Here is a 17558-nt window from a genome sequence, read left to right as displayed (position 1 = left end):
CGGAGAGGTCTACCCGACAGACCGTGGGATCGCTACCACTTTTGTGGATCCTGTGAGTCGGCTATGCGGGAGGACGGGCCGGTCGGCCTCGGTCGACAGGCCCGACGTCGGCCGGGGTCCGCGCGGCGAACCGTCCGTACACGACGGCAGCCACGACATAGACGACGGCGAGCCCCGCGAACACGCCGGGGGAGTACCCCGAGTCCGGGAGGGCGAGCGCGGCCAGCGCCGCCGCCCCCACGAAGGCCGCGTTGTACAGGACGTCGTAGAGCGCGAAGGCCCGTCCGCGGAACGCGTCGTCCGTGTCGCGCTGGACGATCGTGTCGACCGCGATCTTGGCTCCCTGGGCCGCCAGCCCGAGCAGGACGGCGCCGATCAGCATGGTCGTCCACGTCAGCGTGGCGGCCAGCAGCACCTGGCTGCCTGCCGCCAGGCACAGCATGATCGCGATCCACAGGTGCGGGCCCGTGCGCGGGCTCAGCGTCGGCGTCAGGAGCACGGCGAACGCGAATCCCAGCCCCGACGCGGCGAGGACCGACCCGAACGCCGCGAGCCCGGCCTGCGTGTCCGCCGGGTCGGCGAGGACGTTGCGCGAGATCAGGATGCTCGCGATGAAGGTGACGCCGTAAACGAACCGGTGCGTCGCCATGACGGTGAGCGCCTGTCCCGGCGTGCGGCGGGCCCAGAGGTAGCGCGCGCCGTCGGCGAGGCCCTGGGCCGTCCGGGCGAACTCGCCGCGGAGCTCGGCGCCGCGCACGATCCGGTCGGGGCCGAGCAGGTCCTTGTCCATGCGGGTGGCCAGACCGGCGGCGACGGCGAACGCGACCGCGGCGCAGACCAGGGCCGCGGAGTCCTTGACCCGGCCGGGCTCGAACCCGAGGCCGAGCACGAACCCGATCAGTCCGCCGGCACCGGCGGCGACCGCCCCGAGGGTCGGGGCGAGCGAGTTGGCGGTCAGGAGCAGCGGGCCGTCCACCACCCGCGGCTGGGCGGCCGACAGGGCCGCGAGGAGGAACCGGTTCACCGAGAGGGTGAGCAGGGCGAGGACGTAGATCCACGGCCCGACGCCGGACGTCAGCATGACGACGGCGATGACCGCGGTCAGCGCGACCCGGGTGAGGTTGCCCCAGAGCAGCACCTGGCGTCGTCGCCAGCGGTCGAGAAAGACGCCCGCGAACGGGCCGACGATCGTGAACGGTGCGAGCAGCACGGCGAACGCGATCGCCACCTCCTCGGCGGTGCCCTGCGAGGTCGCCGAGAAGAAGAAGAGGGTGGCGAGGCCGACCTGGAACATGCCGTCGCCGGACTGGGAGACCAGACGGACGGTGAAGAGGCGGCGGAATCCCTGGAGCGCGAGGAGCGCGCGCAGGTCGGCGAGGACGGAACCCATGACGGCCGTCGTGGCGGCCCACCGGGGTGGGCCGCCACGATCGGGTCAGCGCTCGGCGTCGCCCGCGATGAAGGCCTCGAGCTGCGCCCGGCCCTTCGTGTCCTCCATCTGTACAGGAGGAGACTTCATGAAGTACGTCGAGGCCGAGAGGATCGGGCCGCCGATGCCGCGGTCCTTGGCGATCTTCGCCGCGCGCACGGCGTCGATGATGATGCCGGCCGAGTTGGGGGAGTCCCAGACCTCGAGCTTGTACTCGAGGTTCAGCGGCACCTCGCCGAACGCGCGTCCCTCGAGGCGCACGTAGGCCCACTTGCGGTCGTCGAGCCACGCGACGTAGTCCGACGGGCCGATGTGGACGTTGCGGTCCGACTTCTTGTTGGCCAGCGGGCCATCCAGGTTGGACGTGACGGCCTGCGTCTTCGAGACCTTCTTGGACTCGAGACGCTCACGCTCCAGCATGTTCTTGAAGTCCATGTTGCCGCCGACGTTGAGCTGGTAGGTGCGGTCCAGGACCACGCCGCGCTGCTCGAACAGCTTGGCGAGCACGCGGTGCGTGATGGTCGCGCCGACCTGCGACTTGATGTCGTCGCCGACGATCGGGACACCCGCGGTCTCGAACTTCTCGGCCCACTCGGGGTCCGAGGCGATGAAGACCGGCAGGGCGTTGACGAAGGCGACGCCCGCGTCGATGGCGCACTGCGCATAGAACTTGGCGGCTTCCTCCGACCCCACGGGCAGGTAGCAGACGAGGACGTCGGCCTCGACCTCGCGGAGCGCCGCGACGACGTCGACCGCCTCGGCCGGGGACTCCTCGATGGTCTCGGCGTAGTACTTGCCGATGCCGTCCAGGGTCGGGCCGCGCTGCACGGTCACACCGGTCGGCGGGACGTCCGCGATCTTGATCGTGTTGTTCTCGGACGCGTCGATCGCCTCGGCGAGGTCGAACCCGACCTTCTTGGCGTCGACGTCGAAGGCGGCCACGAAGTCGAGGTCGGAGACGTGATAGTCGCCGAACTGGACGTGCATCAGGCCGGGAACGGATCCCTCAGGGTCAGCGTCGCGGTAGAAGTGCACGCCCTGGACGAGGGACGAAGCGCAGTTACCGACGCCAACGATGGCGACGCGGATGGAGGTCATCCTTGCTCCTTGCTGTTCGTGCCGGGACGAGAGTCGTCGTCGGCTGTGGTGTGGGTGTTCTGGTGCCGGTCACGCTCGGTGGTGATCAGACCGTCGAGCCACCGAACCTCCTGCTCCACCTGCTCGAGGCCGTGGCGCTGAAGCTCCTCGGTGTACTCGTCGAGCCGTTCACGCGTACGCGCGGCGGACTCTCGAACCGACTCCAGTCGCTCGGTGAGCCGGGTTCGCCGGCCCTCGAGGATCCGGAGGCGGGTCTCGGCGTCCGTCTGCGCGAAGAACGCGAAGCGGACGTCGAAGTTCTGGTCCTCCCAGGTGGCCGGGCCCGACGATGCGAGCAGCGCCTGGAGGTGTTCCTTGCCCTCGGGTGTGAGTTCGTACACGATCCGCCCGCGACGGCCGGCCAGGGCGTGGCCGGGGAGCGCGGGCGACTCGGTGCCGACGATCAGGCCCCGGGTGCTCATCGACTTCAGTGCCGGGTACAGCGACCCGTAGGACAGGGCGTGAAACGAGCCGAGCAGCAGGTTGAGCTGCTTGCGCAGCTCGTACCCGTGCAGCGGCGAATCAGCCAGCATGCCCAGGATCGCGGTCTCGAGCACGGCCGAGCGGCTGCGCGCGATGTTGACCTCCCGGGGCACCGTGTCCGCGGACGCGTGGGCGACCGGGAAGCTGACGAAGAGCACTTCAGTACAATCGATGTATCGACTCGATACATCGTCAGATTAGGTTGCCGACGGTGATCGGTCAACGGGAGCGCGGCCGTGCGCGGTTGTGAAGAAGGTGCGAGGGGCCTGCGGATCATCTGCGGGATGTGCTCAGATCCGGACACCGAGGGACGTGCTCACGGTGTGACCGTCTAGTGTTTCGGTGGGCTGCCGTCCGACGGCGCCCTGACCCATACGTGCGAGGAAGAGGATCACCGTGGCGAAAGACCGTGACCGGGGCGGTGCCGTCGGCAGCGCCGATGCCGCGCCGCGCCGCAGGTTCGTCAACTACCCGCGCTCGCACGTCAAGAGCTTTCGCCGGTGGTTGCCGTCCTGGCGCGTCCTCGTCGGCACCATGCTCGCGGGGATGGCGCTGGTCGCCGGTGTCGTGATCGCCGCGTACAACACGATCACGGTGCCGCTCGCCTCCGACCTCACCAAATTCGAGGCGAGCACCGTCTACTTCGACGACGGCGAGACCGAGATGGGCAAGCTCTTCGCCTCGGACGGCAACCGCGAGATCGTCGAGTACGACTCGCTCCCGGACTACGTCGGCAACGCCGTCGTCGCCTCGGAGGACCGCACCTTCTGGACGAACTCCGGCATCGACCTGCGCGGCATCGCGCGCGCGGCGGTGAACAACCTCACCGGAGGGGAGCGCCAGGGCGCGTCGACCCTCACCCAGCAGTACGCCGAGCGTTACTACATGGGCACGACGACCGACTACGTCGGGAAGTTCCGCGAGGCGATCCTCGCGCTGAAGATCACGAACACCCAGGAGAAGGACGACATCCTGGGCAACTACCTCAACACCATCTACTTCGGCCGTGACGCCTACGGCATCGAGTCGGCCGCGCAGACGTATTTCCACAAGTCGGCGACGGAGCTGACGATCTCCGAGTCCGCGATGATCGCGGGCCTGATCCCCTCGCCGCGCAACTGGGACCCCGAGTCCAACCTCGAGATGTCTCAGGCGCGCTGGCAGCGCACCCTCGACAACATGCTCGAGGACGGCTACATCACCCAGCAGGAGTACGACGAGGCCGAGTTCCCCGAGTACTACGACTGGGAGCGCGAGAACCGGTACGGCGGCACCGACGGCTACCTGCTGAAGATGGTCGAGGAGGAGCTGATCGCGAGCGAGCGATTCACCGACGAGGAGATCCAGACCGGCGGGCTCCAGATCCACACGACGATCGACAAGACGGCGCAGGACGCGGCGGTCGCGACCGCGAAGAGCATGCCGGAGGACGCGGACGACGCCGTCGAGTTCTCCCTCGTCTCCATCGACCCCGAGGACGGTGGCATCGTCGCGCTCTACGGCGGCCCCGACTTCATCGAGCACCAGTTCAACAACGTCACGCAGGGCGCGGCCCAGCCGGGCTCGACCTTCAAGCCGCTGACGCTGATCGGTGCGCTCGAGAACGGTAAGCAGCTCACGGACCGGTACCCCGGCTACAGCCCGATGCAGATCATCGAGCCGAGCGCCGACAACCCCGAGGGCTGGAACCCGGGCAACTTCAACAACGAGCAGTACGGCAACATCGACCTCGTCGAGGCGACCGCCAAGTCGGTGAACACCGTGTACGGCCAGCTCAACGTCGAGATCGGGCCGGACAAGACCGTCGACGTCGCGCATCGGCTCGGGATCGACTCCGAGATCCAGGCCGTCGCGTCCAACGTGCTCGGCGTGAACGAGGTCCACCCGTACGAGCTCGGCACCGCCTACGCGACGATCGCGGCAGGTGGTCTCCACAACGACACCCACATCGTCAAGAACGTCACCCTCGCCAACGGCGACAGCAAGTACGACCCGCCGCGCACGCCCGAGCGGGTCGTCGACCCGGACGTCATCGGCGCCGCGACGTACGCGATGACCCAGGTGATCGAGGAGCCGGGCGGCTCCGGAAACCCGGCGCAGGCGCTCGATCGTCCCGCCGCGGGCAAGACCGGGACGGCCAACGACAACGTCGCCGCGTGGTTCGCCGGATTCACCCCGCAGCTCGCGACCGTCGTCGGGATCTGGCAGCCGGGCGAGGACGGCGGGAACGACACGATCACGCCGTTCGGCGGGTACTCCGAGATGACCGGTGGCTCGTGGCCCGTCAACGCCTGGACCGACTACATGACCCAGGCCCTCGAGGGCGAGCCCGTCGAGGAGTTCGCCGAGTTCGAGGAGCCGACGCCCACGTACACGCCGACGGAGGAGCCGGAGACCGAGGAGCCCGAGACCGAGGAGCCGGAGACCGAGGAGCCCGAGACGGTCAAGGTGCCGGGCAACCTCGTCGGGATGTCGCAGGCCAACGCCGTCGCGACCCTCGGGGCACTGGGGCTCAACGCCCAGGTCTCGGAGGAGTACTCCGACCAGCCCCCGGGCGTCGTCATCCGGGTCTCCGGCGCCGGGAACGTCCCCGCCGGCTCCACCATCGGGATCACCGTGTCGAAGGGACCGGAGCCGCAGGCGCCGGACCCTGACCCGGAGCCGACGGAGACGGAGCCGGCCGAGCCGACGGAGCCGCCCGACCCGACGGAGCCGACCGAGCCGCAGCCGACGGAGACCACCCCTGATCCAGAGGGCGGCGGCACCGGAAACAACAACGGCAACGGTGGTGGGCAGTAGCCCTCCCGGAGATCCGGTAGACTGGTGCGTCGCTGTGTCCTCACCCCCGACCTCGGGGAGCCGGGCACGGCATCGCATCAACCCTCCTGTCACGGAAAGACCGTGACCGCAGAGTCCACAGGAGGTGGGTTCACGCATGCGCCAGTACGAAATGATGGTCATCCTCGACGCCAGTGTCGAGGAGCGCACCGTTGCTCCGTCGCTCGACAAGTACCTCTCGGTCATCACGACCGAGGGTGGCTCGATCGACAAGATCGACATCTGGGGCCGTCGTCGCCTCGCCTACGAGATCGAGAAGAAGTCCGAGGGCATCTACGCCGTCGTCGACTTCACCTCCACCTCGGACACCGCCAAGGAGCTCGACCGCCAGCTCGGACTCAACGAGTCCGTCGTGCGGACGAAGATCCTGCGTACCGGCAAGCGCTGAAACTTTTTCCACACACCCCCACGCTCGTCGTGACGGTGTCACCCGCCCGTGGTTGGGTAGTGACTCGGAACGACACGAACGCACCGACGACGGCGCACCGCCGCTCGTCCGGGACACGAGACTGAGGAGTTGGCATGGCTGGAGACACCGTCATCACGGTGGTCGGGAACCTGACCGCGGACCCGGAGCTTCGCTTCACCCCGTCGGGTGCGGCCGTCGCCAACTTCACGATCGCGTCGACCCCTCGGCAGTTCGACCGCCAGAGCAACGAGTGGAAGGACGGCGACACGCTGTTCATGCGCTGCTCCCTCTGGCGTGAGGCTGCGGAGAACGTCGCAGAGTCCCTGACGAAGGGCATGCGCGTGATCGCGCAGGGCCGGCTCGTCCAGCGTTCGTACGAGACCCGTGAGGGTGAGAAGCGCACCGTCGTGGAGCTGCAGGTCGACGAGGTCGGCCCGTCCATGCGCTACGCCACGGCCAAGGTCACCCGCGCCTCGCGCGGTGGTGGCGGCGGCGGATTCGGTGGCGGCGGCTCCAGCAGCGGCGGTGGGTTCGGTGGTGGCGGCAACGCCAGCTCCGGTGGAGGATTCAGCAACTCCGGTGGCGGTCAGAACGACGACCCGTGGGCAACCGCGGGACCCGCGTCGGCCTCCGGCGGCGGGTTCTCGGACGAGCCCCCGTTCTGATCGACGCCTCACCCCAGAACACCCTTCCGGGTGACGGTGCCGGCACTGCCCGCACCGGATCCCCGGACATGAAGACGAAGGAGCTACGCCATGGCAAAGCCTGTGGTGCGTAAGCCGAAGAAGAAGGCTAACCCGCTCAAGACGGCCAAGATCGAGACCGTCGACTACAAGGACACCGCTCTTCTGCGGAAGTTCATCTCTGACCGCGGAAAGATCCGTGCACGTCGCGTCACCGGCGTATCCGTGCAGGAGCAGCGTCAGATCGCCAAGGCCGTCAAGAACGCACGCGAGATGGCCCTGCTGCCGTACTCGTCGTCCGCTCGCTGATCAGGATCAGGAAGGAACTCTCATGGCCAAGCTGATCCTCACGCACGAGGTCACCGGACTCGGTGAGCCCGGCGACGTGGTCGAGGTCAAGGACGGGTACGCCCGTAACTTCCTCGTCCCCCGCAAGCTCGCGACCCCGTGGTCGAAGGGCGCCGAGTCGCAGGTCTCTGCGATTCGCAAGGCTCGCAAGTCCCGCGAGATCGCGTCGCTCGACGACGCGAAGGCTGCGCGCGACTCGCTGCAGTCCAAGCCGTTCACGATCGAAGCGAAGGCCGGCGAGTCCGGTCGTCTCTTCGGTGCCGTGACCACGGCCGACATCGCCGACGCCATCGCCGCCGGCGAGGGCCCCAAGGTCGACAAGCGCAAGATCGAGATCGGTCAGCCGATCAAGTCGGTCGGCGCGTACACCGTCGCGATCCGCCTGCACCCCGAGGTGTCGGCGAACGTGGACGTCAAGGTCGTCTCGGCCTGACCCGTCTGCAGCTGACGCTCAGAAGCCCGGTCCCCGTGCGGGGGCCGGGCTTCTGCGTGCCCTGACACGTCAGTGACCGTCGCGGCGGGCTCCGCGGCGGCGGGCCCCGTCACGACGGGCCCCGTCGTCCCCGCGGCGGCGCTATGCCTGCGACGCCCCCGTCACCATCCAGCGGCCGCCCCGGGCGCGAAGGCCGGTCGTGACGGCGCGGGCCGCCATGAACACCCCCGCGAAGGCGAGCCACAGCCACGCCAGGCCCACGGGTCCGTCCGGGGCCCAGCGCTCGACCACCAGCGCGAACGGTGCGTAGACCACCAGCGTCACCATCCCCGCCCAGGCGAGGTAGCGGCCGTCGCCGGCACCGATCAGCACGCCGTCGAGCACGAACACCCACCCGGCCATCGGCATCAGCACGCCTGCCACAGCCATGCCGAGCGCGACGGCGACGCGCACCTCGGGGTCACTGGTGAACAGCAGCGCGAACCACCAGCCGCCGAGTGCCATGACGAGGCCGATCGCCGCGCCCCCGAGGACTCCCCACTGCAGGGTGCGACGCAGGACGGCGCGGGTGGCACCGACGTCGCCGGCACCGAGGCTCTGCCCGATGAGGGCCTGCGCGGCGATCGCGAGCGCGTCGAGGGCGAAGGCCGCGAGGCCCCAGACGGAGTTCACCACCTGGTAGCCGGCCAGGGTGACGGCACCGAGGCCGGTGGCGACGAAGACGGTCAGCAGGATCGCGAGGCGCAGGGACAGCGTCCGGATCAGCAGGGGCGTCCCGGCGACGGCGTTCTGCCAGATCCCGCCGGCCGCCGGTCGCATCGAGGCTCCGGCAGCGCGGGCGCCGCGGACGACGACCGCCACGAGGATCACCGCCATCGACCACTGGGCGACGGCGGTCCCGATGGCGGAGCCTGCGATCCCGAGCCCGAACCCGTACACCAGGACGATGTTGAGGATCGTGTTGAACACGGCCCCGCCCGCCGCGACGTAGAGCGGGGTGCGCGTGTCCTTCATGCCGCGCAGGACGCCCGTCGCGGCGAGCACGAGCAGCATTCCCGGAAGCCCGAGCGAGGAGATCCGCAGGTAGACGACGGCGTAGCCCGCGACGTCGCCGGACCCGCCCATCACGTCGATGGCCCACGGGGCCATCGCGAGCAGCGCCGCCGAGAGGACGACGCCGAGCCCGAGGGCGAGCCACATACCGTCGATGCCCGACTGCAGGGCCTCGCGCTCGTGCCCGGCCCCGATGCGCCGCGCGACGGCGGCGGTGGTGGCGTAGGCGAGGAAGACGCAGAGCCCGACGACGGTCAGGAGCAGCGTGCTGGCGAGGGAGAGTCCGGCGAGCTGGGCGGTGCCGAGATGCCCGACGACGGCGCTGTCGACGAGCACGAAGATCGGCTCGGCGACGAGGGCACCCAGGGCGGGGACGGCGAGCCCGAGGATCTCCCGGTCCATCTGTCGCCCGCTGGGCGGCGTGGACGACGGATCGCCTCGGCGTGTCGTCGGCGTGTCGCCGGATGAGTTTTCGTCCACACGCTAGAGGCTAGTGTTTATGCGGCTCCTCGGGGTCGTCGCACAGGTGTGACGTGAGTTATCCACACCCTTGTCCACGGGGTGTGCACAGGGATGTGGGCGTCGTCCACAGGCCGTCCACAGCACTGTCCACAGGCTGTGCCCCGATCGTGTTGCCCCGGGGTGGGGGGAGTCCTATCGTCGCGTGGTCGTGTCTCTGCGGCCCGGAACGTGGGCCGCTCCGAATGTCGGTCGCTGGGAGTAGAACTGCTCTCGAGGGCCCGACCGTCCGGGGGAGCGGCGGACACCGACGAAGCGTATGGAGGGCACATGTCGATCGAAGAGCTCGAGGCGGGCTTCGGTGGCGAGGGACCCTCCGGGGGCGCAGCCTTCGACCGCACCCCGCCCCAGGACGTCGCGGCCGAGCAGAGCGTACTCGGCGGCATGCTGATCTCGAAGGACGCGATCGCCGACGTCATCGAGCAGGTCCGCGGCACGGACTTCTACCGCCCGGCGCACGAGGCCGTCTACGACGCCGTCGTCGACCTCTACGGGCGTGGTGAGCCGGCCGACGCGATCACCGTCGTCGCCGAGCTGCAGAAGCGCGGCGAGCTCGGCCGCATCGGTGGAGCGCCCTACATCCACGACCTCATCTCGATGGTGCCGACCGCCGCGAACGCCGGGTACTACGCCCGGATCGTGCGCGAGCGCGCCGTGCTGCGCCGTCTCGTCGAGGCCGGGACGCGCATCGTCCAGCTCGGCTACGCGGCCGACGGCGGCGACGTCGACACCATCGTCAACAACGCCCAGGCCGAGGTCTACTCCGTCACCGAGCGCCGTGCCGCCGAGGACTACGTGCCGCTCGGCGACATCATCGGCGGCACCGTCGACGAGATCGAGGCAGCGGGCCACCGTGGCGAGGGCATGGTCGGCGTGCCGACCGGGTTCGCGGACCTCGACCGCCTCACCAACGGGCTGCACCCCGGGCAGATGATCGTCCTGGCCGCGAGGCCGGCCATCGGCAAGGCGCTCGCGCTCGACACCCCGCTGCCCACACCGTCGGGCTGGACCACGATGGGTGAGGTGCAGGTCGGCGACGAGTTGATCGCCGCAGACGGAACGCCGACGCAGGTCATCCGCGCGACGGAGGTCCTCGAGGACCGCCCCTGCTACGAGGTGGTGTTCGACGACGGGACGACGATCGTCGCGGACGCGCTCCACGAGTGGGCGACCACAACCCGTGCGGAGCGCAGGCACCGAGGGAGCCGTGGCGGTATTCGCACGACCGACGAGATCGCAGCCACGGTGCGTTGCGACACTGCGGACAGGCGTGCAAACCACGCGATCCGCACGTCCGCAGCGCTTGAGCTGGCCGAGGCGGAACTTCCCCTGCACCCGTACGCGTTGGGTGTATGGCTCGGGGACGGCCACGCTGCGGGTGCCCGATTCACGTCGGCCGATCCGGAGATCCCGATGCGAATAGAGGGCCTCGGGCTTGTTGCAACGCAGCAGGGGAATTCGGACGGCGCTGCGCAGCTGTACTCGCTCAGACTTCCCCCTGCTCCGGCGATCGAGGAGCGTCCGTGTGTGGTCTGCGGGGCGGTGTTCCTGCCGCGCACGTCACAGGTGAGGACCTGCGGCCGTTCGTGCGGTGGGCGTGCGAAGGCCGTCTCCAGCCCAGTCCCCGAACCGACTTGCCCCGATTGCGGACGGGAGAGCACGGGACTCCGTCGCTGTCAGAGCTGCCACAACGCGCACGGAACCGTCCAGGCGATTCTGCGATCGCTCGACGTGATGTCGAACAAGCACATTCCCGAGCAGTACCTCCGCGCGAGCGAGTCCCAGCGCCGCGAGTTGCTCGCCGGGCTGCTCGACACGGACGGCACCGTCAATCCCACGGGGAGCCCGCAGTTCTGCGTCACGAGTCGCAGACTTGCGCTCGACGTCCGCGAACTTGTCCATAGTCTCGGCTATCGCAGCGGCTGGTCTGAGCGCGCCGTACGCGGACGCACGGTAGGTACATCGACCGCCTACACGATCACGTTTACGACGGACGATGATGTGTTCGCACTCGAGAGGAAGAGGCTCCTTCACAAGGAGCGTCGCCGTCCGTCGACGCCGCGCCTCACGTCCCGGTTCGTTGTTGACGTGCGCGAAGTGCCGTCCGTCCCCGTGCGGTGCGTCGAGATCGCCCACCCTGAGCACCTGTACCTCGCGAGCCGGTCGATGATCCCGACGCACAACTCGACGCTCGGGATCGACATCGCACGCAGCGCGTCGATCAAGCACGACATGACGTCCGTCGTGTTCTCGCTCGAGATGAGCCGCAACGAGATCACCATGCGTCTGCTCTCCGCCGAGGCGCGCATCCACCTGCAGAAGATGCGCAACGGCTCGATGGGGGAGGACGACTGGCAGAAGCTCGCGTCCACCATGGGCAAGATCACCGAGGCGCCGCTGTTCATCGATGACTCCCCGAACATGTCGCTGATGGAGATCCGGGCCAAGTGCCGGCGACTCAAGCAGAAGCACGACCTGCGGCTCGTGGTCATCGACTACCTGCAGCTGATGACGTCCGGCAAGCGCGTTGAGTCGCGTCAGCAGGAGGTCTCGGAGTTCTCGCGTGCACTCAAGCTCCTCGCGAAGGAGCTCGAGGTGCCGTTGATCGCGATCTCGCAGCTGAACCGTGGCGCCGAGCAGCGCACCGACAAGAAGCCGGCGATGTCGGACCTTCGCGAGTCGGGCTGCCTGACCGAGGACACGCGGGTCCTGCGCGCCGACACGGGTGCCGAGACGACGATGGGCGAACTCTTCGCGCTGGGGGCGAAGGATGTCCCGGTCTGGGCCCTGAACGAACGGCTCCAGTACGTGCGGCGCCATCTGACGCACGTCTTCCCGACGGGGGTGAAGCAGGTCTATCGTCTTCGACTCTCGTCCGGGAAGGAGATCTCCGCGACGGCGAACCACCCGTTCCTCACCTATGACGGATGGAGGCCGCTCGGAGAGCTTGAAGTCGGTTCACGGCTTGGCGTGCCTCGGCACGTACCTGCACCAGAGCAGGAAGCGGAATGGGACGACCGAAAGGTCGCTGCGCTGGCCAACCTCGTCTCTGGACCGATGAAGGGATCCACGACGCCCGAGACGCTAGGAGACGACGTCTGGCTCGACCGTGAGGTCGGAGTGCCGGCAGCAGTGTTCCAGCTTCCGAAGCGCCAGATTGCCTTGTTCCTTCACCGGATCGCCAGCCTCTGCGGGCGTGTCGTGCTCCACGAGTCTGGGACTGGCGTCGTGCAGATCGTCGGCACGGTTCGTTCTCTCGACGGAATCGCACGACTTCTTCTCCGGTTTGGAATCTCAGCGCAGTCGCGCGACGTCGCTCGGGGTTCTGCGTTGGAGATCCGCGGAACCGACGACCTGCGCCGCTTCTTGCAGGAGATTGGCATCGAGCGTGACGAGCGGTCTGCCGACGAGCTGCTCCTCCGCGTTCGAGAAGCAGCCGGCGATCTCAACAGCGGGCCTCTCACCGTGTGGGACGAGGTTCGCCACATCCTCGAGGCTGACGAGCCAACGACCCGTGCAGGGGTCCAGGTAGTTCCTCGTGGTGAGTCCCGAACGACGTTGGGTGCCGTCGCGGGCGTCCTGGAACGCGCGGATCTGGAGATCGAGGCTGTCAACGACCTTGCGTGGGAGGAGATCGTCGCTGTCGAGCCACTCGGCGAGCAGGCGGTGTTCGACGCGACGGTGCTCGACTCGCACAACTTCATCGCCAATGGAATCGCCGTTCACAACAGCATCGAGCAGGACGCCGACATGGTGATCCTGCTCCACCGCGAGGATGCGTACGAGAAGGAGTCTCCCCGAGCGGGCGAGGCCGACCTGATCGTGGCGAAGCACCGAAACGGACCGACGGACACGATTACGGTCGCGTTCCAAGGGCACTACTCGCGATTTGTGGATATGCAAGCGTAGCCGAGCCGTAGTGTCGGCGTGCAACCTAGATTGATCGATCCTCCGCCTACTTAAAGTGGATGATCGCTGGCCCGATCCAGGCACCACCTTGACTGTGCTGCCGTCCAGGTCCGGGCGGCCTTCCGGTCCGTTGCGCTGTCGTTCCGGCGATCAGTTCCGGTTGAGGCCGTGCTTCCGTGTGTCCAGGGCGTGCTTGAAGTGGCTCTCTGTCTGGTCGACCACGGGTGTCGGTGTCGCTGGGTCGAACACTCGCAGGATCGAGAACCGGAATGTCGTTGGGCCGAGGCCGCGCAACTCAACGTTGCCGCCGTGACCGTTCGAGGCATAGGCGCCCCAGCGCTGGCGAATGCTCTCGGCGCCGTCAGCCTTGCCAACGTACTGACGGCCATCGCGCGTGTCGGTGATCAGGTATATCCCCACTACGGATGACAGCGCGGTGCGCCACGCGGCATAGCGGTGCTCGCTTATCACAGCCTGGAGCTGTGCGTGGTCGAGGATCAGCCGGTCGAAGCCGGGGAATGGGACAGGCTGGGAGTCGGCGATCTCCACGACGGGGTAGCCGGCAGCTGTCGGCCCGTTGAGCCGCCAGGTTCGCGGAGATCGCCAGCCGATGACGAGGCGTTCCCTGAGGTCCTGCATGTGGTCGGACTGGACCAGGTCGAATGTCCGTCGCAGGCCGTCGTTCGCGGTCTCGCCGCGGTGCTCGACTACTGACCACAGGCGAGCTCGGGCGCCGCCTTCGGGGACGAAGACGACCCAGAAACGAGGCGGGTTGTCCGGGAATTGGCGCGGGTTCGAGGACTGGCTGGCCGTGTACGCCAGGATCTCGTCGTCCGTCGAGTCCGCATGGATGCCGGCGCTCCCATCGTCCTCGTGCTCCTTGACGTAGGCGTGGCGTATCACCTGGGCATCGGCCGGGGCGATGCCGGCGCTTCGCAGGATGGGTTCGAGCGTCAGCGTCATCGAGGCCTCGTCTCCATGTCTGGTGGTCCGTCCCCGTCAATACATCTTCTCACCGGAGCTGCCTGTGCCCCGGCACGCTGTTTGGCGTGGGCTCAGCGCATCCGCTCGGCGAGACGGTCGAAGAAGTCGGCAAGCATCGCCTCGGCGCCGTCATTCATGAGTTCGGCCCCACCGAACCGGTAGACCTCGTATCCGGCGAGCTTGAGCCGTCGGTCCTCGGCGACCATCTCGCTGTACAGCGTGGGGCTTGCGATCTCACCTCGTGCGTAGTGCTGCTTCCCGTCGACTTCGAGGACGACGCGGTGCCTGCTGGAGAACAAGATGAGGAAGTCCATCCGTTGCCGTGCCAGTGGGCTGCCGCTCTGGCCGGCGGTGCGCCGGGCGAGCTGGGTCGCGGGGTCGAAGTGCAGGTAGACCTGGGGGATCAGTGCTGGGACGTCGAACTGCTCGTCCTTGTAGCGCGTCGCGTAGGCGTCGAAGACGCGTCGCTCGGCCGGGTTGTCTCCCAGCGACGCCCGTAGGCGACCATGTAGGTCTATGCCGACGTCGCGGGCCGAAACGCTACTGGCGACGCCCTGGCGCTCTCGCCACCACTCGATCAGGTTGCTGAATGTCAGGCCATCGGCAGGGATCGGCAGATCGTAGACGAGGCAGTACTCGCCGTTGCGGACGATCTCGATGTCGTTGTTCACGGCATCGCGCAACACGAGCTCGGGCTTGGGTCCGTTCGCAGCGAAGATCAGGTCCTTCGCCGGTGCCCCGACACCTCCTCCGCGGTCGTACACGGAGAGCAGAGCGGTCAGGGCGGCGACGGTGGCGTCGCTCAGGTCGAGTTCCGCGACGATGCGGCGCGCGAGAGCTACGAGCCGGGGGAGCTCCCAGCCTTCGGTGTAGGCCTGGACGAGGGCGCGCTTGGTGTAGTGCCTGTCGCTCGGCTGATAGTCCGAAGCTGTCCACGGCAGTTGCAGCTCCTCGCCGAGAACCGTCTCGAGGTCTCGCCGCGTGTAGGCGTCGATGAGTGTCTGTTCGATCGCAGCCCGCAACGTACGCGACGACACCTTGGTCGGGACCGTCGATGAGGCGGCGATCGCCGTTTCGAAGAAGTCGAGGCCGCTCACAGGCTCATTGTCTCGCAGGCGTGCATCTGTATCGAGGGACGGTCCAACCTCCTTTGTGCGGCCACCGCGACGCGCCCGGGAGCTAGCAAGGTGCAGCGGTGTGTCCGCGCAATCTGCGCTGCACGTCGACAGTAGTTGACGATCTGCGCCCGGTGTGTGGTGCAAACCGAGTGCTTCGCGTTCGTCACCTAACGCTTCGGCGGGACCGTCGAGCTCCACGACTGGACGTCGCCGTCGGGAGCCCAGCGCCAGGTGATGGTGACTTTCCGTGATGAGGAAGCCATCGAGAAGGCCAGCAGGAATGTCTCGCCGGCGTGAGGGTCGATGGACTCCCACCTGTAGGGCCCGCGGTGGATCGTGTGTTCCGGCATTTCGATCTGGACGGCGTAGACGGTCTCGTCCGAGCCGTTCGTCAGGGTGAAGGTATCGCCGCGGTAGTGCGCCAGCGACCACGGCGGAACCCTCGTGCGTGCCGACCCTGAAGTGGCCAACTCGATGAATGCGGGCGCCGAACTCGCGGGAACTTCGTGGGTGAATTCGAGCTCGGACTCCATCACCTCGAGCTGACGTCCCATGTACACGGTTTGGGCCTCGGCGGCCGTCGCCTGACGGATCGCGGCGTCACGCTGGCCGCGACCGTAGCAGAGCGAGATGCCCGAGAAGGTAGCGGCGAGGATGGCCACAAGGAGCGCACCACCGGAGATCAATACCGAAGCCAAGTCCATAACTCGAGGTTAGCGTGCCAGCTCCTGGCGACACCCATAGGCGGACGGCACGTAGTGCGAGGCACCGCTGGACGAAACGGCAGTGCAACCTACTTTGCGCGACTAACTCAACACGCCCGAGAGCGAGCAAGATAGGTAGCCGTGTTCGCACAGTTGGCGCTGCACGTCGACACATGTAGCCAACGGGCGGGGGTCCGCGGCGATGGTGGCGACAGGTAGGGGCAACCAGAAACTTGAATCGCAGTCAAGGCCATAGCTTTATCGCGTCGGTGCTCTGCTACACCCATAGTCCGACGACGTGTTCGCCAGGTTACGTACTAGACCAAGCGACAATCTAGCCCGCTCGTGGCGGACTGTGCGGCATGTCCGAAATTGGCCGAGTCTGGTGCGCATACCAGCCCATTCTGGGTTCCACGCCAGCGAACTTCGCTCGGTGGTTCGCGGGCGAACTATCTTACTCGTCGGAATCGCAAACTTGCAGCGCCTTGGCTGCACCTTCGGCCGTGCGATATCTCGAACGTCGCTTGTGCGTGTAGTTGGTCCACGCGCACAGTTCGCATTCCGGGGGCGCGGGCCACTCTCTGGGAGCACATGCACCCGACCGGCCGATCGACGTCGGGCCACCCCCATGCTGGCACGAGAGCGCAGAGTTGGAGATGCGGTCCGCGAACTGATGACACATCCTGTCTAGATGGGACTGTTCTCAAAGGATACGCGCACCGACGAGGATAAGGCCGCTGCGCGGGAAGCCAAGGATGCCCAGCGCGCGATGGCGAAAGCCGAACGCGATGCTCGGGACGAAGAATTTCGCGCGAAACTAAAGGATCGGCGGACGAAGGTATGGTCGGGTTATAAGAAGAAGGCCGAAAGGGCGGGCCTCCAGGTTTCTGACGCGATTCTAGTCGGGTATTATATCGAGGATGGACGGGATAAATACCTTCTGGTTTATTCCGATCGTGTTGAGAAGAGGGTTGGAAGGAAAGCGGGTAGTTTTACTGCGAAGGGTTCTGCAACCGAGACCATAGATATCTCAAAAGTGTCGTCGGTGGAGCTTGAAAAAGGAATAACAACTGCAAAGCTGACCGTACACGCTTCGGGCAACGACATAACCTTTAAGGGGTTCGCTCGCGACGTCGAAGAGCTAAGGGAGTCGATTCTTGAGCAGATGGGAGGAGCGGGCGAGAGCGCCTCGGTACCTGCTACAGATCCGCACGATGAACTGCGCAAACTAGCTGAGCTTCACAGCGCGGGTGTTTTATCTGACGAAGAGTTCGCGGCGAAGAAGGCTGAGCTTCTCGGCCGTATTTGAAGGCCTTACTAGAGGTCAACGTTATGTGGATTGTGCTGAAAGAAGTGGTGTATTCGGCACCCAGCACTCCTGGGTGTGATTCAAAATCTGACCAGTATTGGCACCGCCCCGAGAACGTTTCGCGTCGTGGGCTCGATGTTCTTTTCACCTGGTGCGCTTGATTTTTCGTGACCGTGTTTGTGTATTCCAAAGTTCGTCCAGG

Annotated in this window: 14 protein-coding genes; 7 read left to right on the top strand and 7 right to left on the bottom strand. The window is 67.1% G+C overall.

Annotation, left to right across the window (positions count from 1 at the left end; genetic code table 11):
• Positions 1-61 precede the first annotated feature (61 nt).
• Genes BLU20_RS02055 through BLU20_RS02045 form a run of 3 tightly spaced genes read right to left on the bottom strand, consistent with a single transcriptional unit; the run spans position 62 to position 3099 of the window.
• Positions 62-1390: an MFS transporter gene (locus BLU20_RS02055; RefSeq protein ID WP_083371404.1), complete on the bottom strand. Its 1329-nt coding sequence runs from the start codon at positions 1388-1390 to the stop codon at positions 62-64.
• Positions 1391-1435: 45 nt separating this feature from the next.
• The gene (locus BLU20_RS02050) at positions 1436-2527 is read right to left on the bottom strand and encodes an inositol-3-phosphate synthase (RefSeq protein ID WP_029253843.1); all 1092 of its coding nucleotides are present in this window, start codon (positions 2525-2527) and stop codon (positions 1436-1438) included.
• Positions 2524-3099 carry a PadR family transcriptional regulator gene (locus tag BLU20_RS02045; RefSeq protein WP_083372873.1) on the bottom strand — a complete coding sequence of 192 codons (576 nt, stop codon included), beginning with the start codon at positions 3097-3099 and terminating at the stop codon, positions 2524-2526. Before BLU20_RS02045 ends, BLU20_RS02050 begins: the two co-directional genes overlap by 4 nt.
• Positions 3100-3445: 346 nt before the next feature.
• On the opposite strand from BLU20_RS02045, the gene BLU20_RS02040 reads away from it, so the two are divergent.
• The 5 genes from BLU20_RS02040 to rplI all read left to right on the top strand — a co-directional run bounded on the left by BLU20_RS02040 (position 3446) and on the right by rplI (position 7760).
• A complete protein-coding gene (locus BLU20_RS02040; protein ID WP_083371403.1) occupies positions 3446-5848 on the top strand; it encodes a transglycosylase domain-containing protein in 2403 nt (800 codons plus the stop codon).
• 136 nt (positions 5849-5984) lie between these two features.
• Positions 5985-6275, top strand: coding sequence for a 30S ribosomal protein S6 (gene rpsF / locus BLU20_RS02035; protein ID WP_029253840.1), 291 nt, complete (start codon positions 5985-5987; stop codon positions 6273-6275).
• Between the two features lie 134 nt (positions 6276-6409).
• The gene (locus tag BLU20_RS02030; RefSeq protein WP_029253839.1) at positions 6410-6961 is read left to right on the top strand and encodes a single-stranded DNA-binding protein; all 552 of its coding nucleotides are present in this window, start codon (positions 6410-6412) and stop codon (positions 6959-6961) included.
• A gap of 90 nt (positions 6962-7051) precedes the next feature.
• Complete coding sequence (gene rpsR, locus BLU20_RS02025) at positions 7052-7288, top strand: 30S ribosomal protein S18 (protein WP_029253838.1); 237 nt, start codon at positions 7052-7054, stop codon at positions 7286-7288.
• 22 nt (positions 7289-7310) lie between these two features.
• The gene (rplI, locus tag BLU20_RS02020; protein WP_083371402.1) at positions 7311-7760 is read left to right on the top strand and encodes a 50S ribosomal protein L9; all 450 of its coding nucleotides are present in this window, start codon (positions 7311-7313) and stop codon (positions 7758-7760) included.
• Positions 7761-7901: 141 nt separating this feature from the next.
• Here the strand turns inward: rplI and BLU20_RS02015 are convergent, their stop codons facing one another.
• Positions 7902-9215, bottom strand: a complete 1314-nt coding sequence (locus BLU20_RS02015; protein WP_083371401.1) for an MATE family efflux transporter — start codon at positions 9213-9215, stop codon at positions 7902-7904.
• A gap of 171 nt (positions 9216-9386) precedes the next feature.
• On the opposite strand from BLU20_RS02015, the gene dnaB reads away from it, so the two are divergent.
• A complete protein-coding gene (dnaB, locus tag BLU20_RS02010; protein WP_331713066.1) occupies positions 9387-13241 on the top strand; it encodes a replicative DNA helicase in 3855 nt (1284 codons plus the stop codon).
• 150 nt (positions 13242-13391) lie between these two features.
• On the opposite strand, the gene BLU20_RS02005 is transcribed toward dnaB, so the two are convergent.
• From BLU20_RS02005 to BLU20_RS01995, 3 genes are all read right to left on the bottom strand, one after another.
• Positions 13392-14204, bottom strand: a complete 813-nt coding sequence (locus BLU20_RS02005) for a GIY-YIG nuclease family protein (RefSeq protein ID WP_083371399.1) — start codon at positions 14202-14204, stop codon at positions 13392-13394.
• Between the two features lie 92 nt (positions 14205-14296).
• Complete coding sequence (locus BLU20_RS02000; protein ID WP_083371398.1) at positions 14297-15322, bottom strand: hypothetical protein; 1026 nt, start codon at positions 15320-15322, stop codon at positions 14297-14299.
• Positions 15323-15510: 188 nt separating this feature from the next.
• Entirely contained in the window at positions 15511-16047 is a 537-nt protein-coding gene (locus BLU20_RS01995) for a hypothetical protein (RefSeq protein ID WP_083371397.1), read from the bottom strand.
• A 691-nt stretch (positions 16048-16738) separates the two neighbouring features.
• On the opposite strand from BLU20_RS01995, the gene BLU20_RS14100 reads away from it, so the two are divergent.
• Positions 16739-17356: an SHOCT domain-containing protein gene (locus tag BLU20_RS14100; protein ID WP_083371396.1), complete on the top strand. Its 618-nt coding sequence runs from the start codon at positions 16739-16741 to the stop codon at positions 17354-17356.
• Positions 17357-17558 lie beyond the last annotated feature (202 nt).

Source organism: Paraoerskovia marina (assembly GCF_900105445.1).
Taxonomy (GTDB): Bacteria; Actinomycetota; Actinomycetes; order Actinomycetales; family Cellulomonadaceae; genus Paraoerskovia; species Paraoerskovia marina.
Note: the sequence above shows the minus strand (reverse complement) of the source record. Positions and strands in the feature narration are given on the sequence as shown.

Excerpts from the sequence above, each read along its gene's own strand:
- BLU20_RS02055 (WP_083371404.1), bottom strand. The coding sequence starts at position 1,390 with ATGGGTTCCGTCCTCGCCGACCTGCGCGCGCTCCTCGCGCTCCAGGGA.
- BLU20_RS02050 (WP_029253843.1), bottom strand. The coding sequence starts at position 2,527 with ATGACCTCCATCCGCGTCGCCATCGTTGGCGTCGGTAACTGCGCTTCG.
- BLU20_RS02045 (WP_083372873.1), bottom strand. The coding sequence starts at position 3,099 with ATGCTGGCTGATTCGCCGCTGCACGGGTACGAGCTGCGCAAGCAGCTC.
- rpsF (WP_029253840.1), top strand. The coding sequence starts at position 5,985 with ATGCGCCAGTACGAAATGATGGTCATCCTCGACGCCAGTGTCGAGGAG.
- BLU20_RS02030 (WP_029253839.1), top strand. The coding sequence starts at position 6,410 with ATGGCTGGAGACACCGTCATCACGGTGGTCGGGAACCTGACCGCGGAC.
- rpsR (WP_029253838.1), top strand. The coding sequence starts at position 7,052 with ATGGCAAAGCCTGTGGTGCGTAAGCCGAAGAAGAAGGCTAACCCGCTC.
- rplI (WP_083371402.1), top strand. The coding sequence starts at position 7,311 with ATGGCCAAGCTGATCCTCACGCACGAGGTCACCGGACTCGGTGAGCCC.
- BLU20_RS02015 (WP_083371401.1), bottom strand. The coding sequence starts at position 9,215 with ATGGACCGGGAGATCCTCGGGCTCGCCGTCCCCGCCCTGGGTGCCCTC.
- dnaB (WP_331713066.1), top strand. The coding sequence starts at position 9,387 with ATGTGGGCGTCGTCCACAGGCCGTCCACAGCACTGTCCACAGGCTGTG.
- BLU20_RS02005 (WP_083371399.1), bottom strand. The coding sequence starts at position 14,204 with ATGACGCTGACGCTCGAACCCATCCTGCGAAGCGCCGGCATCGCCCCG.
- BLU20_RS01995 (WP_083371397.1), bottom strand. The coding sequence starts at position 16,047 with ATGGACTTGGCTTCGGTATTGATCTCCGGTGGTGCGCTCCTTGTGGCC.
- BLU20_RS14100 (WP_083371396.1), top strand. The coding sequence starts at position 16,739 with ATGGGACTGTTCTCAAAGGATACGCGCACCGACGAGGATAAGGCCGCT.